Source organism: Sphingopyxis sp. Root1497, from assembly GCF_001427085.1.
Lineage (GTDB): Bacteria > Pseudomonadota > Alphaproteobacteria > Sphingomonadales > Sphingomonadaceae > Sphingopyxis.
On sequence record NZ_LMGF01000005.1, the window covers coordinates 958,456 to 984,275 of the forward strand.

Consider the following 25,820-nt stretch of genomic DNA (forward strand, 5'->3'; position numbering starts at 1 on the left):
TCCCTCAAAACCCAAGGAACCGATCATGGCCAAGAAGCCCGCGCCGTCCCCCGCGACCGACCACGCCCTTCGCGACCATCAGCCGGGAGAGCGTCAGATCAAGCCGACCGACAGCCGGGGCAATGGCGACGAACTGCACCAGGACGTCGGAACCGAGGTCGCCGATCCGGCCGGCTATCTCACCGACAATTTCGGCCATCGCATTTCGGATAACCAGAATTCGCTCCGCGCTGGCGAGCGCGGGCCGACGCTGCTCGAGGATTTCGTCCTCCGCGAGAAAATCTTCCACTTCGACCACGAGCGCATCCCTGAGCGCATCGTCCACGCCCGCGGCTCGGGCGCGCATGGCGTGTTCGAGTGCACGAAGGCGATCCCTGGGCTGACCAAGGCCTCGATCCTGCAGAAGGAGGGCGCGACCTGCCCGGTCTTCGTCCGCTTCTCGACTGTCGCGGGCGGCGCGGGCTCGGTTGATACGCCGCGCGACGTCCGCGGCTTCGCAGTGAAGCTCTACACCGACAGCGGCAATTGGGATCTCGTCGGCAACAATATCCCCGTCTTCTTCATCCAGGACGCGATGAAATTCCCCGACCTCGTCCACAGCGTCAAGATGGAGGCCGATCGCGGCTATCCGCAGGCGGCGAGCGCACACGACACCTTCTGGGACTTCATCGGGCTGATGCCCGAGGCGATGCACATGATCATGTGGGCGATGTCCGACCGCACGATCCCGCGCAGCCTGCGCATGATTGAGGGTTTCGGCGTCCACACCTTTCGTTTCGTCAACGAAAAGGGCGAGGGCAAATTCGTCAAATTCCACTGGAAGCCCGTGCTCGGCATCCAGTCGACGACATGGGACGAGGCGGTCAAGATCGCCGGCGCTGACCCCGATTTTCACCGCCGCGACCTGTTCGAGGCGATCGACGCGGGCGAATTCCCGGCGTGGGATTTGGGCGTGCAGGTGTTCGACGAAGTCTTCGCCAAGAAGCAGCCTTATGACGTTCTCGATGCGACAAAGCTGATCCCCGAGGAGGATATCCCGGTCGAGATCGTCGGCCGTATGACGCTCAACCGCAACGTCGACAATTTCTTCGCCGAGACCGAACAGGTTGCCTTCCTGCCGTCGAACATCATTCCGGGGATTGATTTCAGCAACGATCCACTGCTGCAGGGCCGGCTTTTCTCCTATCTCGACACGCAAAAGTCGCGCCTCGGCACGACCAATTTCCACCAGATCCCGATCAACGCGCCCAAATGCCCGTTCCACAATTTCCAGCGCGACGGGATGATGCAGACGCTCGTGCCGACCGGACGCGCCAATTACGAACCCAACAGCCTTGCCGAGGCGGGCGAGAATGGCGGTCCGCGCGCGAGCGCTGAAACGGGCTTCAAAACCTTCAAGACGAACGACGAGCGGAACGATCCGGCGCAGAAGCTGCGCGTCCGCGCCGAGCTTTTCGCCGATCATTTCAGCCAGGCACGGCTCTTCTACCTGTCGCAGACCGAAAATGAGCAGGCGCATATCGCCTCGGCGCTGGTTTTCGAACTGTCGAAGGTCACGCTCGATCATGTTCGCGCGCGCGTCGTCGGCCAGCTTCGCAATATCGACGAGGACCTGGCCAAGCGCGTCGCCGCGGGTCTCGCGATCGACCTGCCGGCGAAGGAAAAGGCCGCGCGTGCGCCGATCGATCTCAAGACCTCCGACGCGCTGTCGATCCAGAAGAATGCCGACGACACGATGGAGGGCCGCAAGGTCGCGATCCTGTTCGCCGAAGGATCGGACAAGGCGGCGATCGACAAGCTGAAGGGCGACATCGAGGGCGCTGGCGGCACCGCCTTCCTTGTCGCGCCCAAGGTCGGCGGGATCAAGGTCAAGGGTGGCACGCTCAAGGCCGACGGCCAGCTTGCGGGCTCGCCCTCGGTATTGTTCGACGCGGTTGCTTCGATCCTGACCGACGAGCAAGCCAAGGCGCTGTCGGGGCAGGGCGCTGCGGTCCAGTGGTTCATGGACGCCTATGGGCATTGCAAGACGATCGCGCATGACGAGGCGACGCAGTTGCTGCTCGACAAGGCGGGGGTTGAAAAGGATGGCGGCGTCGTTGCGATCGACAAGTTCGAAAGCGTGGGCACCCGGCGTCATTGGGCACGCGAAGCCAAGGTGCGCGATCTTGCCTGATCGCCTGTCCTGGTGAGCCGCGCATCGGCGACCCATCATCGCGACCTCCGGACCGGCCAGTCGATCTGTTCGGCACGGCGTCGTCCCGCGATCGCCGCGCAGCCGCTGACACGCGACATCGCGTGCGACGTCGTCGTGGTCGGGGCCGGCGTGTCGGGCGCCCTGATCGCCGAGGCGTTGTCGGACGCGGGGCTCGAGACCGTTATCGTCGATCGCCGGGGACCGGCAGAGGGATCGACCGCCGCGTCGACCGCCATGCTGCAATATGAACTCGACACGCCGCTGAGCTTGATGGCCGAGCGGATCGGTCGTGAAAAGGCCGAACGCATCTGGCGGCGATCGCGCCAGTCGGTCGACGCGCTACGCGAACGGACCGAACGGCTGGGCCTTGCCGTCGATGGTGCGACGCGCGGCTCGATCTATCTCGACGGCAATATCCTCGACGCCGACGGCCTCGCGCGTGAAGCCGACGCCCGGCGACGCGCGGGCTTCGAAGTCGAATTGCTCGGGCCTGCTGCGGTGCAGGAGCGATATGGGATCAAAGGACGCCACGCGCTGATCGGCTTCGGCAATTATTCCGCCGATCCGCGCCGCCTCACCATAGGCTATCTGAACGTCGCGCTGGCGCGAGGAGCCCGGCTCTACTCGCCCGTCGATATCTGCGACATCGCGCCGACGGGCGAAGGTGTAACATTGGTCTCGGCGCGCGGACCGAGCATTCGCGCGCGCCATGTCGTCGTGGCAACGGGTTATGAGATGATGAAGGGGATTCCTCGCAAGGGGAACAAGATCATCTCAAGCTGGTCGATCGCGACGCGCCCGCAGCCCCGCGCCATCTGGCCGACTGCCGCAATGATCTGGGAAGCCGCCGATCCCTATCTCTACATCCGAACCACTCCGAGAGGAGAAATCATCTGCGGCGGCGAGGATGAGGAAATCGGCGACGCGGCTCTCCGCGACGCTAAGCTTTCCGATAAGACAGCGACGCTGTCGCGAAAGCTCGCCGCGCTGTTGCCCGGAGTGGACGCGGCGCCCGCTTATAGCTGGGCGGGCAGTTTTGGAGACAGTCCGGTCGGTACTCCGACCATCGGCCGGATCCCGGGTATGCCGAACTGCTACGCCGCAATGGGATATGGCGGCAACGGCATCACCTTCTCGATGATGGCGGCCCAAATGCTGCGCGGCCTTATCTGCGGCTATGGCGACCCTGATGCGGACCTGGTCAGCTTCCATCGCAAGTTTTGACTGCAGAGACATTCTTCCTTTGGAAGGTGTCCGCTTTCCGCATTTGTCGGCTCACGAGACGACCTTCTGGAATGGGCCACAACGAGCGATTGCCAATGCACCAGAGCAAGTGGAAGGTTGCGCGCGGCCGCTTGGGACGGGGATGATCGCCTTCGCCATCTATGACGTCTGGGGGCGTTTTTGGGGGTATATCTCCGATAAGTTATAAGAAATTATAGATAAATCAGATATTTGTATCCCTATTTCGATTCCCGCTACCGCTCCAAGTCTCCCGACATCGCCGCCCAAAACCGATCGCCGGAACCTTTCCCGGGCGTCGTCGTTTAACCTGCGCACCCATTATTCAGATTATCGAGGCGCGGCCGTTGGTTGTTTCTCTCCGGCAAGGGCGCCATCGCGCTGCTTCGGAGGCTGGTGTGCGCGCCTATCACCGTGCAGATTGTTGAGGAGACTTGATATGTTCAAATGGGCTTTGATCTTCGCCGTGATCGCGCTGCTTGCCGCGGTTCTCGGTTTTGGCGGCATCGCCGGTGCGTCGGCCGGTATCGCCAAGATCCTGTTCTTCGTCGGCCTGGCGTTCGTTGCGCTGTTCGTGATCATGGGCGCATTCGCCGCAAAGAAGGTGGTGTAAAAAAATTCGGCGCCGCCGGGAACCCATCGCGACCCGCGGCGTTTCATGGGTCTGCTTGACCGAAAGTGAGAGTGGAAATTGGTTCTTGTCTTCGGACTGAACCTAGGGAGCCCCGCCGCAGAAATGCGACGGGGCTTACCTGTTTCAGGCGGTGCGTCAGGCCGGAAAGGCGGCGCGGACGCGGCGTTCGAGTACCGCGAGCGGCACCCGTCCGGCGCCCAGCACGACATCGTGAAAGCGCTTGATATCGTAACCCGGCCGGCCGGCGACCTCGTCGCGGACGCGGCTGATCGCGATCTGGCCGACCTTGTAGGCGCAGGCCTGCCCCGGATAGACGATATAGCGGTCGATCTCGGTCCGCGAGGCGGTCGGCGAGGTCGAGGAATTTTCGACCATATAGTCGATCGCCTGCTCGCGGCTCCACCCCATCGCGTGCAGCCCGGTGTCGACCACCAGCCGCGAGGCGCGAAAGGCGTAGGACGCAAGATAGCCGATCTTGCCGAGCGGGTCGTCGTCGTACATGTCGAGCTCGTCGGCGACCTGTTCGGCATAGAGGCCCCAGCCTTCGCCATAGGCGGTCACCGACGAGGCCTGGCGGTAGAGCGGCAACTCGGCATCCTCATATTTCAGCGCGCCCTCGAACAAATGCCCCGGCGCGCCTTCGTGATAGGCGAGGGTCGGCAGCGTGTAGCGCGGCCATTCGGCGGTATCGCGCAGGTTGATGAAGAAGATGCCCGGGCGCGACCCGTCGGGGGTTCCCGCCTGCGCCGACCCGCCAGGCGCGCCGATCTCGATCTCGGGCGGGACGCGGCGAATTTCATAGGGCGCCTTGGGCATGCGGCTGAACACCTGCGGCAGCCGGCCGCGCACGGTGACGAGCAGGCCGTTCAGATAGGCGAGCATTTCGGCGCGGCCGGCGTCATCGTTGGCGAACAATTGCCCCTCAGCCTTGCCGAGCGCGGCGAGCCGGTCGCGAATGCTGCCGTCCTTATAGCCCTGCGCTTTCAGCAACGCGTCCATGCGCGATGTCAGGTCGGCCACCTGTTCGCGCCCGATGCGGTGGATTTCGGCGGCGGTCAGGCTGGTCGTCGTATGCTGGGCGAGGGTCGCGGCATAATAGGCCTCGCCATCGGGCAGGCGCGCGACCCCCGCCACGACGCCGGCGCGCGGCAGCAGCGCGGTGAGCGCCTCGATCTGCCGGGTCAGCGCGGCGCGGATCGGCCCTTCGAACGCCGCGGCGGCACGGTCGCCATAGCCGCTGAGGCCGACTTCCGCGCTGCGCCGGGCGATCGACGCGACGAGGGTCTTGCCCGCGACATCGCCGTCGCGCAGCCGCGCGAGTTGCTGGAGCGCCTGGTCGAGGATGAAGCGCGGCGCGACGACCTCCATCGCGGCATTCGCCCTGACGATGTCGGTATCGGCATCGAGCAGGGCCGGGATCGCCGCGAGCCGCGCCATATAGGCGTCGGCGTCGGCCTGGTCCTTCACCGGGTGCTGGCTGTCCATAAAGGTGCTGACCCCGGTGTAGAAGCCGCCAAGCTGGGTGACACCATAGGGCCCGGGGCGATGCCCGAAACCGCCGCTGTGATAGGTGAAGCGTGCGAGCCGCTGGCGCGCGGCGAGGTCGAATTCGGCGCTGTCGTGGGCGACGCGGGCGGTATCGCCGAGCGTATCAGCCGCGATCGCGCGAACCGCGGCAAGGTCGGTGTCGATGCGCCGTGCCTGCGCCGCGCGTCCGGCCGCCGACCAGTCGGGAAATTGCGCCCGCAGCGCGGCGCGGGCACCGGTGTCGAGGCCGAGCGACGTTGCGCGGGTCGGGTCGTCGCGCAGGCTTTGCTCGAATTGGGCGGAGAGCAACGCATCGAGCCGTGCATCGGCGCTGACGCTCTCCTTCGCGGCGACCGGCCCGGCGATGCCGGCGACGGCAAGGCCGCCGAGGCCGGCCAACAGGGTACGGCGATCGGGCGCGTAGTCGGTCATGCGATTCTCCTCTTGGATTTCGGCAAGCCTAGGGTCGGGGTCCGATCGCCGCAACCGTGGCGGCGCTCCGCGCGCTTGCGGCAGCATGAACCGCGCCGTCATTCTGCGACACTTTGCGACAATTTTTCGTCAAACCGGCACGGTGCTGGGACAAGTGGCGCCTAGAAGGGTGTCATCGAGAGCCGGCCCTCTTCGGCTCCGCGACCCGAGGAGTTCGTTACGTGAGAAAGAAATTCACCCTTTTGACGCTGGGCGCCGCGCTGATCGCCGTGCCCGTTCTTGCCGCTCCGGGCATCGGCGCCAAGGCCGACGGCAATGCCACCGTGACCCGCGCCGAAGCGCAGGCCCGCGCAACCGAGATGTTCGCCAAGATGGATGCGAACAAGGACGGTAAGCTCGACGCCGCTGACCGCGCCGCAAAGCGCGCCGAAATGCAGGCGGCCGCCTTCGCCCGCTTCGACGCCAACAAGGATGGCAATATCAGCAAGGCCGAATGGGATCAGGCATCAGCCGACCGCGCCGCCAAGCGCGCCGAACGTGGCGAGAAGCGCGCCGAGGCCGGCGAACCCGGCAAGCGCGATGGTCACCGCATGGGCGGGCATCACGGCAAGCGTGGCGGCCATCATGGCGGTCCCGGTGGTCGCGGCGGCATGATGATGAAGGCCGACACCAATGGCGACAAGGCGATCAGCCAGGCCGAATTCCAGACCGCCGCGCTCGCCCGCTTCGACGCCGCCGACGCGAACAAGGACGGTCAGGTGACCGCCGAGGAACGCCAGGCACAGCGCGCCGCATGGAAGGCCAAGCGCGCCGCTCCGCCGGCGGCTCCCGCCGCCCAATAATCGGCAGCGGACCGGCGGCAACGGCAGGCTCTTCCCCCTCCCTGGCATTGCCTTTGCCGCTGGTCCCTGCCAGCTATCGCCCACCGGTCCCCCGACCGGTGGGCGAACCATTTGCAGGATCGATTTCGATGAGTGACAGCGACGCGCCGCGCATCCTGCTGATCGACGACGAACCGTCAATCCGCGAGCCGCTGACCGAATATCTGACCGCGCAGGGTTTTGCCGTTACCGACGCCGCCAATGCCGCCGAGGCGCGATCGGTGCTGCGCGCGAAGAGCATCGACCTCGTCGTGAGCGACATCATGATGCCCGGCGAAGACGGGCTGTCACTGACCCGCCATCTGCGCGAGACGAGCAGCATTCCGGTGATCCTGCTGACCGCGCGCGCCGAGGACACCGAACGGATCATCGGGCTGGAGATCGGCGCCGACGATTATGTCGTCAAACCCTTCAACCCGCGCGAACTGGTCGCGCGTATCCGCACCGTGCTGCGCCGGACGCAGGCGGGCGGACGCACGCTCGACCCCGGCGGCACCGCCTTCGCTTTTGGTCCGTGGGTGCTCCGCGAAGTCGAACGCGTGCTGGTCGACGAGGCGGGCGAAGAGGTCGCGCTGTCGTCGGGCGAATATCACCTGCTCCACGCGCTGGTGCGCCATCCGCGGCAGGTAATGAGCCGCGACCGGCTGCTCGACCTCGTGCGCGGTCGCGAGGCCGATATCTTCGACCGCGCGATCGACAATCTGATCAGCCGGTTGCGCAAGAAGATCGAGGCGGACCCCGCCCATCCGCAGCTGGTCAAGACCGTGTGGGGCGGGGGCTATACGCTCGCCTGCGAGGTCAAGCGGCTGGGCGGCGCGGCGTGACCTTGCGGCTGTGGCCCCGCAGCCTGGTCGGCCAGATGGTGTTCGCGGTCGCGGTGGCGCTGTTTGTCGCGCAGGCGATCAATTTCACGCTGCTCGCGCGCGGGCAGCGACAACAGGTCTATGCCAATGGCGGCGGCATGGCGGTGGCGCGCATCATCGACGCGCTCGAACGCGACCGCCGCGGGGTGATGGTCGAGCCCGATGAAGGCCCGCCCGGCCGATCCCCTGAAAAGCGCCATCCGCGGCTGCAGGTCCGCGATACGCCATTCGCGCCGCCGCCGCGCGCGCGCGTCGACGCCGACCTCGCGGCGCATGTCGCGGCGCAACTGGATGAGGCGGGTCTCGACGCCGAACAGGTTCAGGCCTGGGTGCTGCCGGAACGGCACAAGACCGAAAAGATGCGCGGTCCCGCGCGCACCGCGATCGTCTCGGCCAAGATCGGCGGGCGTTATGTCGTGGTGCGCAGCTGGCTTCCCGCCGAGGGCAAAAGGCTGCAGGGCTTCCTGATCTGGCAGACGCTGTTGCTCTATGTGCTGATCCTCGTTCCCATATTGCTGATCGCGTGGCGCGCGGCGTGGCCGCTGCGCACACTGACGCAGGCGGTGCGGCGCGACCCGATGGGCGATGGTCCGCCGCTGATCGAGCAGGGGCCGTCCGACGTGCGCGACGTGATCGGCGCCTTCAACGCCTCGCGGGCGCGGATCGGGACGATGCTCGCCGACAAGGACCGGATGCTCGGCGCGGTCGGGCACGACCTGCGCACCCCGCTCGCCAGCCTGCGGGTGCGGGTCGAGGCGGTCGCGGACGAAAAACTGCGCGACAAGATGATCGCGACGATCGACGAAATGACCGCGATGCTCGCCGATATCCTCGCGGTCGCGCGCAGCGGCGCGGGCAAGGAGGCGGCCGAGCGCTACAATGTCGCGACCCTGCTCGCGCAGATGGGCGAGGAATATCGCGTGATGGGCAAGCCGGTGACGGGCCCCGATGCGCTGCCGCCACTGCCGCCACTGAGCGGCCGGCCGCTGCTGGTGCGGCGCGCGCTGCGCAACCTGATCGACAATGCGCTCGCCTATGCGGGCAGCGCTACCCTGCTGGTCGAGCAAAGCGGCGGCGAGCTGCGGCTGGTCGTCCGCGACGAGGGTCCGGGCATCGCCCCGGCGCTGATCGCCGACCTCGTCGAACCCTTTGCGCGCGGCGAGGCGTCGCGCAATCGTGCGACGGGGGGCGCGGGGCTGGGCCTCGCGATCGCCAACGCGCTGGCCGAGGGCGAGGGCGGGCGGCTGGTGATCGCCAACCGCGACGATACGTCGGGGCTGGACGCGGCGATCGTGCTGCCGGTTTAACCGTCGCCCCCGCGCGGGCGGGGGCCGCAGTCCGCCCGGAGCAGCGACCGAGGGCATAAAACGACAGCGGTCCCGCCTGCGCGGGGGCGACGGTTAATTACGCGTAGATCGCGATCCCCTGGCTGCCGCTCATCACCGGTTCGCCGGCGCGGTTCCAGATCATCATGTCCTGCACCGAAAAGCCGCCGCGCGCGAAGCCGGTCTTTGCCGACAGCAGCCACCAGCCGTCCTCGGTCTCGGGCTTGCCGGTCAGCATGTTGACCGTCCAGTTCATCGAACTGATCGGCCCGAATTCGGTGAACAGGGCCATCGCGGCAGGGGGCAGGGCGTCGCCCATCGCGAGCAGCGCGACCGCGGGATGGCATTCCGGCTCCTCGACGAAGCGCACCCAGGTCAGATAATCGCCGACGTCGCTCTTCCAGTCGAAGCGCGGGCCGGTCGTCGGGCGCATGTCGAAATGGCGCACGAAGCTAGGGCGCGCCTTGTGGTCGGGCACCGGCTGCAGGCTCTCGGGCGCCGGTGCGTCGGGCATCGTCAGGCTGTTATGGTCGAGATGGCTTTGCCGGTCGCCCGAGAAAGCGAAGGTCGCGGCGGTGCCGAAGCCCATGTCACTTGACACCCCCGCATCGACGAACAGCGAGGATTTCGACTGGCGCAGCACCCGGGTATCGACGGTGCAATCGCCGCCGACCGGGCCGACGAAACTGATCTGCGCATAGCGTAGCGGGGTTTCGGTCGGGTGCAGCGCCATCGCGCCCGCAAGCGCGACCGCCGAGCTGATCCCGCCATAGGCGGTGCGGCCCTGCATCCAGCCATCGTCGATATGCGCTCTGGCCACGCCCTCTTCGGTGCGCAGCGTCGAAAGCAGCGCGTCGAGCGCGCTGGGAGAGGTCGTCATCCTGGTCTTATTCCTCGATCTGGAAGGTCAGTCCGGCGTTGGCGGTAAGCCGGTCGATCAGCGCCTCGCCGAGCAAGGCCCCGGGGGTCCACACGCCGCCGTCGCCCTTGTTCGCGAGCAACGCGATGCCGGTTTCGGCGAGCATCTTCGACGTCGAGCCGTAACCGGGGTCGCGGTCGCCCTGCACGCTGGCGCGGACGGTCGTGCCGTCGGGATATTCGCCTACGAACAATATGTCGTAGAAACCATTCTCGCGCTCGTCCTTGCTCGGGCCTTCGCCGGGCTTGAGCTTGGATTCGCCAAACGGGTTCGCCTTGGCGATCGCCTCGGCCATCGCTTTTCCGGCATCGCCGATCGTCGTCATCATCATCTCGTCATAGACGAGGTCGGCGCCCCATTTATGGCCGAGCAGGAAATTGGTGCGGTGGACATTCTTGGTGTTGATCGTCGCCATCACGAAGGGCGCGGTCCAGGTGCCGGTCGCGCTGTCATATTCGGGCATCAATCCGCTCGGCTGCGACGGGCCGTCGAAGCCGGGGGTGAGGGCGAAGCTCGACTTGAGCAGCAGCGCGAGCGAGGGCTTTTTCGCGATGGCCTTCAGCGTTTCGGTCAGGCTGGCAATCGTGCCGCCCGACGCGCCGCCCGCCATCTTGCGGACGCGGCCCTTGACCCGCGGCGCGGGTTTGCCGTGGCGCTTCACCGCTTCGGCCTGCAGGAACAGCACGCCGAGGTCGAAAGGAATGCTATCGAAACCGCAGCTGAAGGTGATGCGCGCGCCCGACGCCTTGGCGGCGTCCTGATGCGCGTCGATCATCTCGCGCATCCAGCCGGGTTCGCCGCACAAATCGGCATAAGCGGTGCCCGCCTTGACGCACGCCGCGACGACGTCGCTGCCATAGAGCTGGTACGGCCCGACCGTGGTCAGCACGACCGACGCCCGCGCCGCCATCGCGTCGAGGCTGGCGAGGTCGTCCGCGTCGGCAACGACCAGCGGCGTGTCCTTGGGCGCGCCGATCAGATCGCGGACTTCGGCCAGCTTGTCGGCGCTGCGCCCCGCCATCGCCCATTTGGGGGCGTCGGCGCGGCCGCCATAATGCTGCACCAGATATTCGGCGACGAGGCGGCCGGTGAAGCCGGTCGCGCCATAGACGATGATATCGAACTCGCGTCCGCCGGCCATGGCAAACCTCCCTTTACGTAAACGTTAAGTGGAGGCTAGCGCAGGCCGACCGCCTTGCCAAGCGCGAAGCGGGTCAGCGCCGCCAGAACGGGCGCTTCTCCACGACCACCGGCGCACCGACGGCTTCGGCGCGGCCCTCGGCGCGTGCGGCGCGCAGTTCGGCTTCGGTCAGGCGCGCTTCGGCATTGTGGCGCGCGAGTTCGTCGCGGCGGCGCTGGCGCAAGGCGTCATAGCTCCAGCGCGTATTGCCATAGCCGAACAGGCAAAGCAGTCCGCCGGCAATAGCCAGATTCTTCATCGCGGCCATCGCCTGCATCGGATCGGTGAATTCGCGGTGGAAAAAGAGGATGGTGAGCAGCACGAAACCCGCGAGCAGGATCGAGACCAGCCGCGTCGCGATGCCGAGCGCGATGCACACGCCCGCGATCAGTTCGAACAGGCCGGTCGGGATGGCGAGGCCGCCGGGCAGGCCTGCGGCGGAAATCATCGCGTTGGTGTCGGCGACGTGGATCAGCTTGTTGATCCCCGACACCACGAAAATTACGGCAATGAACAGGCGGCCGATAAAGACGGCGATCATGGACATGGGTCATCCTCCACTCAGCGCCCCGTCCGCTTGTGCAGACAGGACGCGCGGGAGGCGGGGAGGTTCCGCCGTGAGGGCGGGAGGCCTCAGCTCAGGTCGTAGATGATGTCGTCGACATCGCCGTTCCGCTCTCCGCTTCCCCCTCGGGTGCGGCGCGCGGGCACGATGCCGCGCAGGCGCGGCGCCGACCAGTGCTTACGGGCGTCGCCCGCTTCATCGGCATCGTGAACAACCTGATCGATCATGTCGTGAACCCCCTCCAAGACAAGACCGAATATGCGAGAAAGCCCGGATAGGGTCAAGAAGCGCCCGATTGCTGGCGATTGACCGTCAAGTCCCTGATTTCGCAATCATCACAGGCGACAGCGCGCAGCGTGAGGGCGCTGGCGCCGCGCGGAAGCGCGATATCGGACAGGGTGACCGCCTGCCAGTCGGTGCTTGGGGTGAGGCTGGCTTCGCGGTCGCCGAGCGCGATGCGCCCGCCCTTCGCCGAGCGTGCGCGGATCGTCACCTTCCATCGCCCCGCCGCCGCGACGTCGAGGCTGTAGCGCATCCATTCGCCCGTCACGAAGTCGCCGACATAGGGGGCGCCGTCCGCGCCGCGCGCGATGTCGACGCCGTCGTTGCGCCAGGTGGTGCCGTTGTTCCAGGGGCTGCGCTCACCGCCGGTCGCGACATGATAATTGGCATCGACGCTGTCACGATAGGCGACGCCCGCCGGACCCAGGTCATAATCGACCGCACGGATGGTGAGCGGCGTGCCGTCCAGCCGACGCGCGGTGAAGGGCCGGGCGCCGGCATCGTGCGGCTGGCGGATCATCGCGTCGATGACATCGGGATGCGGGATATTGTTTTCGAAGCGCGTGTTTGCGGCAAGCCGCATCATCGCGGCAAACGCCTCGTCGGCGTCGGGCTTCGGGCCCTTGCCGGTCGCCCAGGCAGTGATCTTCATCCAGCCGTCGCCGGCGACGATCTCGAGCGGCTGGTTGAAGCCGATCTTCTTGAGCGGCCAGAAATTCCAGCCAATGCCTTCGCCCTCGACGAGGCGGATCGCGTCGCGATACCAGACATTGCTGTTCTCGCCCGACTCGCCGAGCCACAGCGGCCTGCCATAGCTCTGACGCAGCTTGACAATGTCGGCGATGCTCGCGGCGTCGTTGCGGTTCCAATATTTGTGGAAGCTGAGCACCATATTGGCGTCCCATGCCGCGGGCAGGCCTTTGTAGTTGTTCCCCCAGCAATTGCCCTCGACGATCACGATATGCTTCTGGTCGACGCCGCGGATCGCGGCGGTGATCCGCTGCTGCAAGTCCCACACCGCCTTGTTCTCGGTCTCGTCGCAGCCATTGCCTTTGCCCGGTGTCGCAAAGCTCCAGTTCGGCTCGTTGATCAGGTCATAGCCGCCGATCCATGGCTCGTCCTTGTAGCGCGCCGCGAGCCGGGTCCACAGCGCCACCGTCTTGCGCTGATTCTCCGCGCTCTCCCACAGCGACGGTTTCGCGGGGTCGCGGTCGGAAATGGCGAGATCATTGCCTTGCCCGCCGGGTGCGGCGTGGAGGTCGAGGATCAGGTAGATGCGGTTCGCCTTGCTCCAGGCGAGCAGCTTGTCGATGCGCTCGAAACCCTCCTCGTGCCAGGTGTCGATACTCGCCTTCGGTTCCTTGTCCACCGGCAGGGTCAGCTGGTCGAAATGGATTGGCAGCCGTACCGAGTTGAACCCCCACGCCGCCATTTGCGCGATGTCGGCCTCGGTTATGTGGTTGTCGAGCCACGCGCGGTAGAATTCCGCCGTCCGCTCCTCGCCGACCAGTTCGACGAGCTTGGCGCGGATCCGGTGCTGCTGCCCGACCTCGCCGAGCTTGAGCATATAGCCCTCCTGCAGCATCCAGCCGCCGAGTCCCATGCCGCGCAGGATGACGGGCTGGCCGCTGTCATCGACGATCTGCGTGCCCTCGACCCTCAGATAGCCCTCGGCATGGGCTGAGGTGGAGGAAAACAGTGCGGCAAGCGCCAGTGCGACCGACCCGAATTTCATGATGGCATCCCCGTTTATGATTTATGGGAACGTTATCAAATTTTGATGAGAGGGCAATGATCGGTTTCTAAACCTCGTCATTGCGAGCGAAGCGAAGCAATCCAGAGCGGTTTGCGCACGCTCTGGATTGCTTCGCTTCGCCTTCGGCGCCTCGCGATGACGATGTCATTTACAGCTTCGGCAGCGTTACGCCCTTTTGCCCCATATATTTGCCCGCGCGGTCGGCGTAGCTGATCTCGCACGGCTCATTGCCCTGCAGGAACAGGAACTGGCACGCGCCCTCATTGGCATAGATTTTGGCGGGCAGGGGGGTGGTGTTCGAAAACTCCAGCGTCACATGGCCTTCCCAGCCGGGTTCGAGCGGGGTGACGTTGACGATGATGCCGCAGCGCGCATAGGTCGACTTGCCGAGGCAGATCACCAGCACGTCGCGCGGGATGCGGAAATATTCGACCGTGCGCGCCAAGGCAAAACTGTTCGGCGGGATGATGCAGACGTCGGTTTCGCGGTCGACGAAATTCTTCGGATCGAAATCCTTGGGGTCGACGATCGTGCTGTCGACATTGGTGAAGATCTTGAATTCGGGCGCGACGCGCGCGTCATAGCCGTAGGACGAGAGGCCGTAACTGATGCACCCGTCGCGGCGCTGCGCCTCGACAAACGGTTCGATCATGCCCTGCGTTTGGGCGGCTTCGCGAATCCAGCGGTCGGAAAGAATGGCCATGCCGCCGTCATGTCGGCGCGGGCGGATTCGCGCAAGCGGTCAGTCGCGAACGAAGCCGAGATCCTTGGGTCCGAAACTGTGCGGCAGCAATTCGCTGAGCCTGTAGCTCGCGACGGTCGAACCGTCGCCCGACGCGCAATGGATGGCGATGTCGGTCTGCGACTGTTCGGCGGCCTCGTTCAGGATCTGGCGGCAACGCCCGCACGGATGCACCGGATCGCCGCCGAGCAGCGCGTCGCCATCGGGTCGCCCGCCGATGATCGCGACCGCGACCAGCTCGCCGATCCAGCCCTCGTTGGCGATCTTGGCGATCGCCGAGGTTTCGGCGCAGAGCGTCAGGCCATAGCTGGCATTTTCGACATTGGCGCCGGTCACCACGCTGCCGTCCTTGAGCAGCAGCGCGGCGCCGACATGAAAGCCGGAGTAAGGAGCATAGGCCCGGCCCGCGGCATCGCGCGCCGCATCGATCAGCGCCTCGACCATTTCGTCGCTCATTGGATATCTCCGTCGGGGCGCACGACGTTCCAGCCGACGGTGCCGTCGGCGCCCGCAATGCGCATATAGTCGTTCGCCTGCCACATCGCCCAGGGATGCGCGCCATAATCGGGGGCGAAGAAGTCGCGGCGCAGCCAGGCGGTGCGCGCGATGCCGCTGGTGACGCGGTAATCGGCCTCGAACGCCGGGCTGGGCGCGACGAGGCTCGGCTTGCCCATATGCGCCTCGATCTGCGCCAGAAAAGTGGCGAGTTCGCTCAGCAGCAGCGCGCGGGTCGGCCGGTCGGGGCAGCGGTCGTCATAGTCGAGCCACACCGCCGCGGGCAGCGCGTCGGCGCGGCGCGGGACATGGCGGATGAAATTCGCCGCCTGATCGGTCGCGAGACGACAGAGGTCGTAGCGGTGGATCGGGCCGAACTGGACGCCCGCCGCGGCCGCGCCCTTGATGTTGCGCGCGAACATCGGGTCGGCGCGGTCGGCGCCGCCCGTCGCGGCGATATAGGCGAAATCGGCGCCGGCGGCCTTGATCGATCCCCACTGGACCGAACCGTTCGACGCGTCGATCGTCACCCCCTGCCAGGGATATTGGTCGCGCGCGGGCGCCCAGCGCGCGGCCCACCACAAGGCGAGACCGACGCCGAGCAGGATCAGCAGCAGCGCCGCGCCGGTCCGCTTCAGCAGGCGCAGCAACGCGCCGCGCCAGTCGCGCTTCGGCCTGGCCGGACCTTTCCCGCCGCTCTTGATCGCCCTCGTTGCCATCGTCAGCCCTTGATATGCAGCACGCAGATCAGCGTGAACAGCCGCCGTGCGGTGTCGAAATCGACCGCGATCTTGCCGTCGAGCCGGTCCATCAGCATTTCGGCGGCCTCATTATGCAGCCCGCGCCGCGCCATGTCGACGGTCTCGATCTGCTGCGCGGTCGAGGTCTTGATCGCCTGATAGTATGAATCGCAAATCGCGAAATAATCGCGGATCGGGCGGCGAAAGCGCCCGAGGCCCAATATGATCGCCTCGAGCGGCGAATGGTCCTCGCGCGCGATTTCGAAGATCAGCCGGCCTTCCTCGACGCGCAGGGTCAGCCGGTACGGGCCGGCATAGCCGTCGGCGTGGCCGCGCTGGGGCACGAACTTATTGTCTTCGATCAGGTCGAAGATCGCGACGCGCCGCTCCTGCTCGACGTCGGCGTTGCGCCAGACGATCGAGCCTTCGTCGAGCTCGATCGAGATGATGCGCTGTTGGGAAGGGTCGGCGTCGGTCATGCTGTCGGTGCTTCTACTTGGCCGGGCATGAAGGGCAAGCGAGGAGTTATGCACAGCAATCCCCAGATATGATATGCAGGGTCAACTCGTCGGTTGCGCTGCCCCGGCGCCCGACGCATGAGGATGGCCATGCCCGAACTCGCCCTCATTCCCGCCTCGGCATCCGCCGGGGACGACCGCCAATTGCCGCGCAATATCGAGGCTGAGGCCGCGTTTCTGGGTGCGATCCTGATCGACAACCGAGTCGTCGAGGACCTGCCCGTCGCGCTGACCCCCGACCATTTCTTCGAACCGCTGCACGGGCGCATCTTCCAGCACACGATGGCGCTGATCGAGCGCAACAGCATCGCGACCCCGGTGACGCTGAAGCCCTTTTTCGAGGCTGATGAGGCGATGAAGGCAGTCGGTGGTCCCGGCTATCTGGCGCAGCTCACCGGCAGCGGCGCCGGGCTGATCGGCGCGCGCGACTTCGCACGGCAGATTTTCGACCTCGCGCTGCTCCGCGAACTCGTCGGCGTCGGCCGCGTCCTCGTCGACAATGCGCTCGACACCAGCGAGCGCGTCGACCCGCAGTCGCAGATCGAGGAGGCCGAAACCGCGCTCTACCGCGTCGCGGGCGGCGAGGCCGAGATGGGCACGGTCAAGAGCTTCAGCCAGGCGAGCCTCGTCGCGCTGCAGGCGGCCGAACGCGCGCTCAATTCGGGCGGTCACCTGTCGGGGATCACGACCGGCATCGGCAGCATGAACGCCAAGATCGGCGGCATGCACAACAGCGATTTGATGATCCTCGCCGGACGTCCGGGCATGGGCAAGACCTCGCTCGCGACCAACATCGCCTATAACGCCGCCGAACGCTTTCGCCGCGACGAGGAGGACGGCATCCCGCCCGAGAAGAATATGGGCGCGAAAGTGGCCTTCTTCAGCCTCGAAATGTCCGCCGACCAGCTCGCGACGCGCGTGCTCGCCGAACAGTCGGGGGTGTCGGGCGAGGCGCTGCGCATGGGCAAGATCAGCAAGGATCAGTTCCAGCAGCTCAGCCGCGCGGCGCAGACGCTGCAGACGCTGCCTTTGTTCATCGACGACACGCCCGGCCTGACGATCGCCGGCCTGCGCACCCGCGCGCGCCGCCTGCAGCGCCGCCACGGCATCGGCTTCATCATCGTCGACTATCTCCAGCTGTTGCAGGGATCGTCGAAAAGCGGCGACAATCGCGTCCAGGAAATTTCAGAAATTTCACGCGGTCTGAAGACCTTGGCAAAGGAACTTCATGTTCCCGTGATGGCGCTGTCGCAGCTTAGCCGTCAGGTCGAAAGCCGTGAGGACAAGCGCCCGCAGCTCTCCGACCTTCGCGAATCGGGTTCGATCGAGCAGGACGCCGACATGGTGCTCTTCGTGTTTCGCGAGGATTATTATGTCGCCGCGAAAGAACCCAAGCGCCCGGTCGAGGGCGACGATGTGAAAATCCATGCCCAGCATGAGGAATGGGCGGCCGAGATGGAGCGCGTCTTCGGCCTCGCCGAAGTCATCGTCGCGAAATCGCGTCACGGCTCGACCGGCAAGATCCGCATGCACTTCGAGGCGAAGACGACCAAGTTCAGCGACCTTGCCGACGACGGCATGGCGTATGACGATTATGAGTAGTCAAACATCGTCATTGCGAGCGTAGCGAAGCAATCTCCAGCTATCGGCCTCGCCCAAGGCCGATAGCTGGAGATTGCCGCGTCGCTATGCTCTTCGCAATGACGAAATAGTCAGAACGCGGGGTCGTTCGCCGGATCGTCGTCGATCGGCGACACCACTTCGTGGATGCCGCATTCGGTCTTGTCCCAGCCGCGCCAGCGGCCCGAGCGCGGGTCTTCGCCCGGCAGGACCTTCGACGTGCAGGGTGAGCAGCCGATCGACGGATAGCCCTCGGCTTCGAGCGGGTGGCGTGGCAGGTCGTGCGCTTCGAAATAGGCGTCGAGGTCGGCGCGCGTCCAGTTGGCGAGCGGGTTGAACTTCAGGCGGCCGGTCGACCCATCGAGTTCGAAGCGCGGCAGGCCGGTGCGCGTCGCCGACTGGAAACCCTTGCGGCCGGTGATCGAGGCGTCGAAATTGGTCATCGCCTTTTCGAGCGGCTTGACCTTGCGGATCTCGCAGCAACCGTCGGGGTCGTAGGACCAGCGCAATTCGGTTGCGTCCTTCGCCGTCAGGTCCGCGGCATCGGGGGTCAGGTTGACGATATTGAGGCCCAGCCGCGCCGCGAGTTCGTCGCGGTACGCCAGCGTTTCGGGGAAATGCTTGCCGGTGTCGAGGAACAGCACCGGCATGTCGGGCGCGGCGCGGCTCACGAGGTGGAGCAGCACCGCGCTTTCGGCGCCGAAGCTCGACACGATCGCGGTTTCGCCGAGCAGTCCGGCACCGATCACGCTGGTCACCACCTCGGCGGCGTCCTGGCCGCGGAACAGGTTGTTCAGGCGGATGACGTCGGCCTGCGTGAAACGCGGCGCCACGTCGATCCGGTCGCGGGAGCGGTCGTCCGGAGAATTCCTCACCTCAGCCATGCCTCAGCTTCCAGATCGGCACCGCGCCGTCGGCGGCGCCCTGATAATGTTCGGGCCAGCGCGCCAGCGCCGCTTCGACATCGGCGGGGTTGAGGTCTTTTTCGGCGGCGAAGCTGTCGAAACCGCAGCGCTTCATATAGGCGATCTGGTCGACCAGCACGTCGCCCTGCGCGCGCAGTTCGCCGACATAGCCCGCCTCGCGCAGGATGCGCGCCGACGAATAGCCGCGGCCGTCGCGGAATTTCGGGAAGGCGACCTCGATCAGCGCCAGCCGGTCGAGATGCGGGATCAGCGCGCGCGCATCCTCGTCGGGTTCGAGCCGCACCGCGGTCGCGTTCGACTGCGACAGAAAGGCGTCGAGAGTGACGGCGGGTTCTTCGCCGTCGGCGTGCACATGCTCAACCATAGATCGCCTCCTTGAACGGGGCCATGCCGATACGGCGATAGGTGTCGACGAAGCGCTCGCCTTCGGCCCGTTCGGCCAGATATTTGTCGGTGACGCGTTCGACCGCGTCGACGATGCCGTCCTCATCGAAACCGGGGCCGGTGATCGTGCCGAGGCTGACGTCCTCCGCCCCCGATCCGCCGAGCGATAACTGGTAATTTTCGGTGCCCTTGCGGTCGACCCCCAGGATGCCGATGTGCCCGGCATGGTGGTGGCCACAGGCGTTGATGCAGCCCGAAATCTTAAGCTTGAGCTCGCCGAGTTCCTTCTGACGGCCAAGGTCCGAAAAGCGCGTCGCGATCTTCTGCGCGACCGGAATCGAGCGCGCATTGGCCAGGCTGCAATAATCGAGCCCGGGGCAGGCGATGATGTCGCTGATCAGGTCGAGGTTCGGCGTCGCCAGCCCTGCGGCGTCGAGCGCCTGCCAGATCGCGTACAGATCGGCCTTGCGGACGTGCGGCAGCACGATGTTCTGCGCATGGGTGACGCGCAACTCGTCATGGCTATATTGTTCGGCGAGGTCGGCCATCAGGTCGATCTGCGCCGACGATGCGTCGCCGGGAATGCCGCCGACGGGCTTCAGGCTGATGTTGACGATCGCATGGCCCGGCACCTTGTGCGCGGCGACATTTTGGTCGACCCAGACGGCGAAGTCGGGATCGCTGCGATCGATCGCGTCGGGCGCCGACATGTCGAGCGGCGGGGCTGCGAATTGCGCGGCGATGCGATCGAACTCGGCCTTCGGCGGGTCGATGCCCAGCGCCTTCACATGGACGAATTCTGCCTCGACCTGACGGCGATATTCATCGGCGCCCAGCTCGTGGATCAGGATTTTGATCCGCGCTTTGTAGATATTGTCGCGGCGACCATAGCGGTTGTACACGCGCAGGCACGCCTCGGCATAGCTCAGCATGTCGTCGAGCGGCACGAAATCCTTGATCAGCGGCGCGATCATCGGGGTGCGGCCCATGCCGCCGCCCACGTAAAACGCCGCGCCGTGAACCCCGTCCTTCTCGACGATCTGGATGCCGATGTCGTGGAGGCGCATCGCGGCGCGATCCTCGTCGGCGGCGATCACTGCGATCTTGAACTTGCGCGGCAAATAGCTGAATTCGGGGTGGAAGCTCGACCATTGGCGGAGCAGCTCGGCCCAGGGCCGCGGATCGGTGATCTCGTCGGCGGCGGCGCCGGCCCATTGGTCCGAGCTGATATTGCGGATGCAATTGCCGCTTGTCTGGATCGCGTGCATTTCGACCGACGCGAGATCTTCGAGGATCGCGGGGGCGTCCTCCAGCTTGATCCAGTTATACTGGATATTCTGGCGGGTGGTGAAATGGCCGTAATCGCGGTCGTACTTGCGCGCGATATGCGCGAGCATGCGCATCTGGCGGCCATCGAGCGTCCCGTAAGGCACCGCGACGCGCAGCATATAGGCGTGAAGCTGGAGATAGAGCCCGTTCATCAGGCGCAGCGGCTTGAACTGGTCCTCGGTGATTTCCCCTGCCAGGCGGCGCTTCACCTGATCCGAAAATTCGGCAACGCGGGCGGCGACCATCGCATGGTCATATTCGTCATATTTATACATGTCAGATCACCCAGTCGCCGGCCGCGGGATCGGCGGGTTTCAGTGTCAGGTCGGGGCGCACGGTGGGGCCGAGCGCGCGGATGCGGTCCTTGATATGCGCCGGGCGCGGGCCTTCGGCGGTCGCTTCGCCGTTGATGATATAGGGCGCGTTAACGCGGCGGGCGCCTTCCTCGGCGGCGAGGGTCGCTTCGCCATGCTCGCCGACATCGGCGGCGTCCTCGATGTGCAGCGACCAGTCGCTGCCGGTCCACCAGGTAACGAACCCGGTCTTCAAATCATTGCCCGTGAGCAGTTTCATGCGAGATTTCCTGTTAAAGCGGCGACGCCGGGCGCGCCGAGGCAGTCGAGCGCGTCGGCGCGCGCCGCGACCTTGCCGACGATGATGAGCGCGGGGCTGGCGACCTTTTCGCGAACGACGAGGTCGCCGAGGTCGGTGAGCAGGGTACGCAGCACGCGCGCGTCGGCGGTCGTGCCGCGCTCGATCACCGCGACGGGCAGGCCCGGCGAAACACCATCGGCGATCAGCTTGTCGGCGATCGCGCTGGCGGTCGCGAGGCCCATGTAGATGACGAGGGTACGGCCATGCCCGGCAAGTCCCGACCAGTCCTGATCGCTGAGGTCCTTGCACTGGCCCGCGACGAAGCTGACCGCGCTCGCATCGTCGCGATGGGTGAGCGGAAGGCCGGCCTGCGCGGCGCAGCCAGCTGCGGCGGTGATGCCTGGCACGACTTCGCAGGCGACGCCGGCTTCGCGCGCCGCATCGAGTTCTTCACCGCCGCGACCGAAAATGAACGGATCGCCGCCTTTCAGGCGCACGACCTGCTTGCCGGCCAGCGTTTCGCGGACGAGCAGGTCGTTGATCATGTCCTGCTTCATCGTATGGCGGCTGCGCTGCTTGGCGACGCTGATCCGCTCGACATGCGGCGGGATAAGCGCGAGCACTCCGTCGCCGACCAGCCCGTCATGGACGACCAGGTCTGCGCTTTCGAGCAGCCGCGCGGCGCGCAGCGTCAGCAGGTCGGGGTCGCCGGGACCGGCGCCGACGAGCCAAAGCTTGCCAACAGGAGGGGGAGTCTTTTCCATAAAGCGTAGATGGGCCGCGACCGCCCGCTTGGCAAAGCAGCCTTTATTGACGGCGATGAAGGTAAAATTGACCCCGCTTCCCAGCCCTTCGTCATTGCGAGCGTAGCGAAGCAATCCAGAGCGGTTTACGCCTGCTCTGGATTGCTTCGCTACGCTCGCAATGACGCGCTTTCAGAGATATTTCTTGGTCACCAGCTGCGATTCCTCGGGATCGCGCAGCCCGACGCCGATCGAGGCGCGCACCGCGTCGCTTTCGCTGCTCGCGACCGGATAGGCGCAATAGTCCGCGGCATAAAAAGCGCTCGGCCGATGGTTGCCCGACAGGCCGATGCCGCCGAAGGGCGCCGCCGACGAAGCGCCATTGGTCGGACGGTTCCAGTTGATGACGCCCGCACGCGCATTCGCCCAGAACTGGTCGTAGAGCTGCGGCGAGCCGCCGATCAGCGCCGCCGACAGGCCGAAGGCGGTGTTGTTCGCCTCGGCGATCGCGGCCTCGAAGCTGTCGACGCGGACGACCTGGAGCAGCGGACCGAACAGTTCGATGTCGGGGCGTTCGGGCATGTCGGTAACGTCGATGATGCCGGGGGTGAGGAAGGGGCGGCCCTGCACCGGGCGGGTCATGTGGCGGATCACCTTGCCGCCGTTCGACATCAGGATCAGGAAGCTCTCGGTCAGGCCGTCGGCGGCCTCATTGTCGATCACCGGCCCCATATAGGGCGGCGGGGTGGCAAAGGGTTCGTCGACGATCAGCCGTCCGGTCAGCTTGCGCACCTCCTCGACCAGCCGCTCGGCCATGCTGTCCTTGACGATCAGGCGGCGCGCGTTGGTGCAACGCTGCCCGGCGCTGAGGAAGGCCGATTGCACCACGAGGATCGCGGCGGTGTGGAGGTCGGGGGTGTCCCAGACCACGACCGGATTGTTGCCGCCCATTTCGAGCGCGAGGATCTTGTCGGGGCGGTTGGCGAACTGGCGGTTGAGTGCGAGCCCGGTGCGCGCCGACCCGGTGAACAACAGCCCGTCGATGCCCGCATGGCCGGCGAGCGCCTTGCCCTCGTCGGGGCCGCCGATGACGAGACGCAGCACCTCCTTCGGCACGCCGGCGCTGTGGAACAGGTCGACGAGCATCGCGCCCGTCGCGGGCGTTTTCTCGGACGGCTTGAAGACGATCGAATTGCCCGCGATCAACGCCGGGACGATATGGCCGTTGGGCAGATGCGCGGGGAAATTATAGGGGCCGAGCACCGCGAGCAGCCCGTGCGGCTTGTGGCGTACCGCGTTGCGCAGCCCCATCGCACCCTCGATGCGGCGGTTCGGGGTGCGCTCGGCATAGGCGTTGATCGAAATATTGACCTTGTTCGCGACCGATTCCACCTCGGTGCGCGCTTCCCAGAGCGGCTTGCCGGTTTCGCGCGAGATCAACGTCGCCAGCGTCTCGGCCTCGGCCTTCACCCGGTCGGCGAAGCGGCGCAGCGTTTCGGTGCGGAAGGTGAGGGGCTTTGCCGCCCATTCGGGCCAGGCGCGGCGGCCGATTTCGACCTCATGATCGACGTCGCTGATTGCGCGGCGCCAGATTTCGTCGCCGGTCGCCGGTTCGTGGCTGACGAGCTCCGCCGTCATGACGTCATGCACCGCGCCCGGCGGTCTTTGCGGGGATGGACGAGGGTGATGTCGGGAAGCGGTCGCTGCATTGCCCCAACCTCTTATCGGTGAAAACTTGGGGCGGCAAGCCGAGGACCAAGCATCGCTTGCGCGGCCGCGCTGGGTTGGCGATAGATGGCGCGAATCCGCGGGCGCGCGGCAGGCGAAGAAGGGAAGCCGGTATTTCGGTCAAGCAGGATATTCGCGGTGACGGGCGCCGCGACTGGTCGGACCATTATTGGTGGTCGCTCGACGGGGTGCGGCTGCATGCGCGTGTCTATGCCGGCCCCGCCGACGCGGCGGACGCGCCGCCGATCCTGTGCCTGCCCGGCCTGGCCCGCAACGCCCGCGATTTCGAACAGCTCGCACCGCATCTGGCGCAATATCGCCGCGTCGTTGCCGTCGAGTTTCGCGGCCGGGGCGAGAGCGCCTATGCCAAGGATCCGATGACCTATGTCCCGCTGACCTATGTCCAGGACGTCATCGCGCTGCTCGATGACCTGAAGGTCGATCGTTTTGCGACCGTCGGGACCTCACTCGGCGGGCTCGTCTCGATGCTGCTCGCGGCGACCCAGCCGGGACGGCTGGTCGGCGCCGTCCTCAATGACGTCGGCCCCGAGCTCGAACTCGCGGGGCTCGAACGCATTCGCGACTATATCGGGTCCGGCGGCAGCCAGCCGACGTGGATCCACGCGGCGCGGGCGGTGAGCGAACTCAACGGCGCGGTTTACCCCGGTTACGAAATCCACGACTGGTTGCGGCTGACCAAGCGCACCCACCGGCTGACCGCCGAGGGCCGGATCGTCACCGATTACGACAAGCAGATCGCGGCGCCGCTGCGCGTGCCGAACGGCGGCGATGCCGGGATCGACCTGTGGCCCGCCTATCGCGCACTCGACGGAATTCCGCTGCTCGTGCTGCGCGGCGAACTGTCCGATATCCTCGCGCGCGGCGCGGCCGAGAAGATGGCGGCCGAACTGCCGCGGGCGCGGCTGGCCGAGGTGCCGGGGGTCGGCCATGCGCCGACGATGGACGAGGCCGAGGCGGTTGCCGCGATCGACGGCTGGCTGGCGGAATTGCCCGCGACGTGATCGACGACGGGCGTCCGGTTCGCATCCTGCATTTGCATTCGAGCTTTTCGCTCGGCGGCAAGGAGGCGCGCGCGACGCGGCTGATGAATGTGATGGGCGACAGGGCGCGGCACACCATATTGTCGGCGGTGCCCGATGCGCTCGGGGCGCGCGCGGCGATCGATCCGGGCATCGATGTCGAATTTCCGGGCGACGCCGCACCGGCGCTGCACGGCAAACCCGGCCTGTCGCGCTACCGGGCGCTGGCACGATATATGGCGGGGTTCGACCTGTTGCTCAGTTATAATTGGGGCGCGATGGACGGGGTGATGGCGCACCGGCTGTTCGCATCGCGTCGCCGACTGCCGCCGTTGATCCATCACGAGGATGGCTTCAACGAGGACGAGACCGCCCGGCGCAACTGGAAGCGCAACGCCTTCCGCCGCCTCGCTCTGCCGACGACGGAGGCGCTCGTCGTGCCGTCGCACCTGCTCGAACGGATCGCTGCCGCCGAATGGGGCGCCGCGCGGCGCACGCAGCTGATCCGCAACGGCATCGACGTCGCCGCCTATGCCGGCGGGCCGGACGTTCCGATCCCTGGCTTCGAACGCCGCCCCGGCGAGGTGGTGATCGGCACCGTCGCGGGATTGCGCAAGGTCAAGGACCTGCCGCGCCTCGTCCGCGCGGTCGCGCCGCTGCCCGCGAACGTCCGCCTCGTCATCGTCGGCGAGGGGCCCGAGCGCGATGCGATCCGCGCCGAAGCCGCGGCGTGCGGCATGGCCGACCGGCTGATCATGCCGGGGTTCATGGCGCAGCCGGCGCGCTGGATCGGCCATTTCGACCTGCTCGCGCTGTCGTCGCTCAGCGAACAGGCGCCGATCGCGGTGATCGAGGCGATGGCGGCGGGTCTGCCGGTCGCCAGTCTGGCTGTCGGCGACGTGGTCGAAATGGTTGCCGCCGAAAATTGTCGCTTCATCGCCGATGACGAAACGGGATTCCGCGCGGCGCTTGCCGATTTGGCTGCCGACCCGGCGCTGCGCGCGATGGTGGGGGCCGCAAACCGCCGTGTCGCGGTCGAACGCTTCGATGAAACTATCATGGTCGCCGCCTATGAAAACCTCTATGGTCGTGCGCTGGAAGGCCGCCGCCTCTTCTCCGGGGATTAGGGGCAGCGTCCATTGACTTTCATCGCCGCCTTCC

At 66.2% G+C, this 25,820-nt stretch carries 25 protein-coding genes; 9 read left to right on the forward strand and 16 right to left on the reverse strand.

Features of this window, described 5'->3' with window-relative positions; all coding sequences use genetic code 11:
- Positions 1-25 precede the first annotated feature (25 nt).
- The 3 genes from ASD67_RS19040 (at position 26) to ASD67_RS22760 (ending at position 4,049) form a co-directional block, all read left to right on the forward strand.
- Positions 26-2,173, forward strand: coding sequence for a catalase (locus ASD67_RS19040; protein ID WP_082545185.1), 2,148 nt, complete (start codon positions 26-28; stop codon positions 2,171-2,173).
- Between the two features lie 12 nt (positions 2,174-2,185).
- A complete protein-coding gene (locus tag ASD67_RS19045) occupies positions 2,186-3,418 on the forward strand; it encodes an NAD(P)/FAD-dependent oxidoreductase (RefSeq protein WP_235535744.1) in 1,233 nt (410 codons plus the stop codon).
- Positions 3,419-3,875: 457 nt separating this feature from the next.
- Entirely contained in the window at positions 3,876-4,049 is a 174-nt protein-coding gene (locus tag ASD67_RS22760; protein ID WP_082545186.1) for a DUF1328 domain-containing protein, read from the forward strand.
- Between the two features lie 156 nt (positions 4,050-4,205).
- Here ASD67_RS22760 and ASD67_RS19050 read toward each other — a convergent pair whose 3' ends face one another.
- A complete protein-coding gene (locus ASD67_RS19050; RefSeq protein WP_056350544.1) occupies positions 4,206-6,029 on the reverse strand; it encodes a DUF885 domain-containing protein in 1,824 nt (607 codons plus the stop codon).
- A 221-nt stretch (positions 6,030-6,250) separates the two neighbouring features.
- Between ASD67_RS19050 and ASD67_RS19055 the strand changes: the two genes are divergently transcribed.
- The 3 genes from ASD67_RS19055 (at position 6,251) to ASD67_RS19065 (ending at position 9,080) form a co-directional block, all read left to right on the forward strand.
- Entirely contained in the window at positions 6,251-6,871 is a 621-nt protein-coding gene (locus tag ASD67_RS19055) for a hypothetical protein (protein ID WP_056350546.1), read from the forward strand.
- Positions 6,872-6,999: 128 nt separating this feature from the next.
- The gene (locus tag ASD67_RS19060) at positions 7,000-7,734 is read left to right on the forward strand and encodes a response regulator (RefSeq protein ID WP_056350548.1); all 735 of its coding nucleotides are present in this window, start codon (positions 7,000-7,002) and stop codon (positions 7,732-7,734) included.
- Positions 7,731-9,080, forward strand: a complete 1,350-nt coding sequence (locus ASD67_RS19065; RefSeq protein ID WP_056350550.1) for an ATP-binding protein — start codon at positions 7,731-7,733, stop codon at positions 9,078-9,080. Before ASD67_RS19060 ends, ASD67_RS19065 begins: the two co-directional genes overlap by 4 nt.
- 97 nt (positions 9,081-9,177) lie before the next feature.
- Here ASD67_RS19065 and ASD67_RS19070 read toward each other — a convergent pair whose 3' ends face one another.
- From ASD67_RS19070 to ASD67_RS19105, 9 genes are all read right to left on the reverse strand, one after another.
- The gene (locus ASD67_RS19070) at positions 9,178-9,978 is read right to left on the reverse strand and encodes an acyl-CoA thioesterase (protein WP_056350552.1); all 801 of its coding nucleotides are present in this window, start codon (positions 9,976-9,978) and stop codon (positions 9,178-9,180) included.
- 7 nt (positions 9,979-9,985) lie between these two features.
- On the reverse strand, positions 9,986-11,158 hold the full coding sequence (locus tag ASD67_RS19075) for a saccharopine dehydrogenase family protein (protein WP_056350554.1): 1,173 nt from the start codon (positions 11,156-11,158) through the stop codon (positions 9,986-9,988).
- A gap of 73 nt (positions 11,159-11,231) precedes the next feature.
- Complete coding sequence (locus ASD67_RS19080; RefSeq protein ID WP_082545188.1) at positions 11,232-11,744, reverse strand: DoxX family protein; 513 nt, start codon at positions 11,742-11,744, stop codon at positions 11,232-11,234.
- Between the two features lie 86 nt (positions 11,745-11,830).
- Positions 11,831-11,989 carry a hypothetical protein gene (locus ASD67_RS23215; RefSeq protein WP_156377790.1) on the reverse strand — a complete coding sequence of 53 codons (159 nt, stop codon included), beginning with the start codon at positions 11,987-11,989 and terminating at the stop codon, positions 11,831-11,833.
- A gap of 53 nt (positions 11,990-12,042) precedes the next feature.
- Positions 12,043-13,779, reverse strand: a complete 1,737-nt coding sequence (locus ASD67_RS19085) for a cellulase family glycosylhydrolase (RefSeq protein WP_056350558.1) — start codon at positions 13,777-13,779, stop codon at positions 12,043-12,045.
- 169 nt (positions 13,780-13,948) lie between these two features.
- On the reverse strand, positions 13,949-14,503 hold the full coding sequence (dcd, locus tag ASD67_RS19090) for a dCTP deaminase (RefSeq protein WP_056350559.1): 555 nt from the start codon (positions 14,501-14,503) through the stop codon (positions 13,949-13,951).
- Between the two features lie 39 nt (positions 14,504-14,542).
- Positions 14,543-14,998 carry a cytidine deaminase gene (locus ASD67_RS19095; protein WP_056350561.1) on the reverse strand — a complete coding sequence of 152 codons (456 nt, stop codon included), beginning with the start codon at positions 14,996-14,998 and terminating at the stop codon, positions 14,543-14,545.
- Positions 14,995-15,756 carry a glycoside hydrolase family 25 protein gene (locus ASD67_RS19100; protein WP_056350563.1) on the reverse strand — a complete coding sequence of 254 codons (762 nt, stop codon included), beginning with the start codon at positions 15,754-15,756 and terminating at the stop codon, positions 14,995-14,997. Before ASD67_RS19100 ends, ASD67_RS19095 begins: the two co-directional genes overlap by 4 nt.
- A 2-nt stretch (positions 15,757-15,758) precedes the next feature.
- Positions 15,759-16,256, reverse strand: a complete 498-nt coding sequence (locus tag ASD67_RS19105) for a UPF0262 family protein (protein ID WP_056350565.1) — start codon at positions 16,254-16,256, stop codon at positions 15,759-15,761.
- A 129-nt stretch (positions 16,257-16,385) separates the two neighbouring features.
- Between ASD67_RS19105 and ASD67_RS19110 the strand changes: the two genes are divergently transcribed.
- Entirely contained in the window at positions 16,386-17,897 is a 1,512-nt protein-coding gene (locus ASD67_RS19110; RefSeq protein WP_056350566.1) for a replicative DNA helicase, read from the forward strand.
- 110 nt (positions 17,898-18,007) lie between these two features.
- Here ASD67_RS19110 and ASD67_RS19115 read toward each other — a convergent pair whose 3' ends face one another.
- From ASD67_RS19115 to astD, 6 genes are all read right to left on the reverse strand, one after another.
- Complete coding sequence (locus ASD67_RS19115) at positions 18,008-18,799, reverse strand: phosphoadenylyl-sulfate reductase (protein ID WP_056350569.1); 792 nt, start codon at positions 18,797-18,799, stop codon at positions 18,008-18,010.
- The gene (locus ASD67_RS19120; RefSeq protein WP_056350571.1) at positions 18,792-19,205 is read right to left on the reverse strand and encodes a DUF934 domain-containing protein; all 414 of its coding nucleotides are present in this window, start codon (positions 19,203-19,205) and stop codon (positions 18,792-18,794) included. The genes ASD67_RS19115 and ASD67_RS19120 overlap by 8 nt, the downstream gene beginning before the upstream one ends.
- On the reverse strand, positions 19,198-20,829 hold the full coding sequence (locus ASD67_RS19125; protein WP_056350573.1) for a nitrite/sulfite reductase: 1,632 nt from the start codon (positions 20,827-20,829) through the stop codon (positions 19,198-19,200). The genes ASD67_RS19120 and ASD67_RS19125 overlap by 8 nt, the downstream gene beginning before the upstream one ends.
- A 1-nt stretch (position 20,830) precedes the next feature.
- Complete coding sequence (locus ASD67_RS19130) at positions 20,831-21,127, reverse strand: DUF2849 domain-containing protein (protein WP_056350575.1); 297 nt, start codon at positions 21,125-21,127, stop codon at positions 20,831-20,833.
- Positions 21,124-21,912 carry a uroporphyrinogen-III C-methyltransferase gene (gene cobA, locus ASD67_RS19135; protein WP_056352172.1) on the reverse strand — a complete coding sequence of 263 codons (789 nt, stop codon included), beginning with the start codon at positions 21,910-21,912 and terminating at the stop codon, positions 21,124-21,126. The genes ASD67_RS19130 and cobA overlap by 4 nt, the downstream gene beginning before the upstream one ends.
- A 171-nt stretch (positions 21,913-22,083) precedes the next feature.
- Positions 22,084-23,529, reverse strand: a complete 1,446-nt coding sequence (gene astD, locus ASD67_RS19140; protein ID WP_056350576.1) for a succinylglutamate-semialdehyde dehydrogenase — start codon at positions 23,527-23,529, stop codon at positions 22,084-22,086.
- Between the two features lie 221 nt (positions 23,530-23,750).
- On the opposite strand from astD, the gene ASD67_RS19145 reads away from it, so the two are divergent.
- Together ASD67_RS19145 and ASD67_RS19150 are read left to right on the forward strand one after the other, a co-directional pair.
- The gene (locus ASD67_RS19145; RefSeq protein ID WP_056352173.1) at positions 23,751-24,641 is read left to right on the forward strand and encodes an alpha/beta fold hydrolase; all 891 of its coding nucleotides are present in this window, start codon (positions 23,751-23,753) and stop codon (positions 24,639-24,641) included.
- Entirely contained in the window at positions 24,638-25,786 is a 1,149-nt protein-coding gene (locus ASD67_RS19150) for a glycosyltransferase (RefSeq protein ID WP_235535745.1), read from the forward strand. Before ASD67_RS19145 ends, ASD67_RS19150 begins: the two co-directional genes overlap by 4 nt.
- Positions 25,787-25,820: the final 34 nt, after the last annotated feature.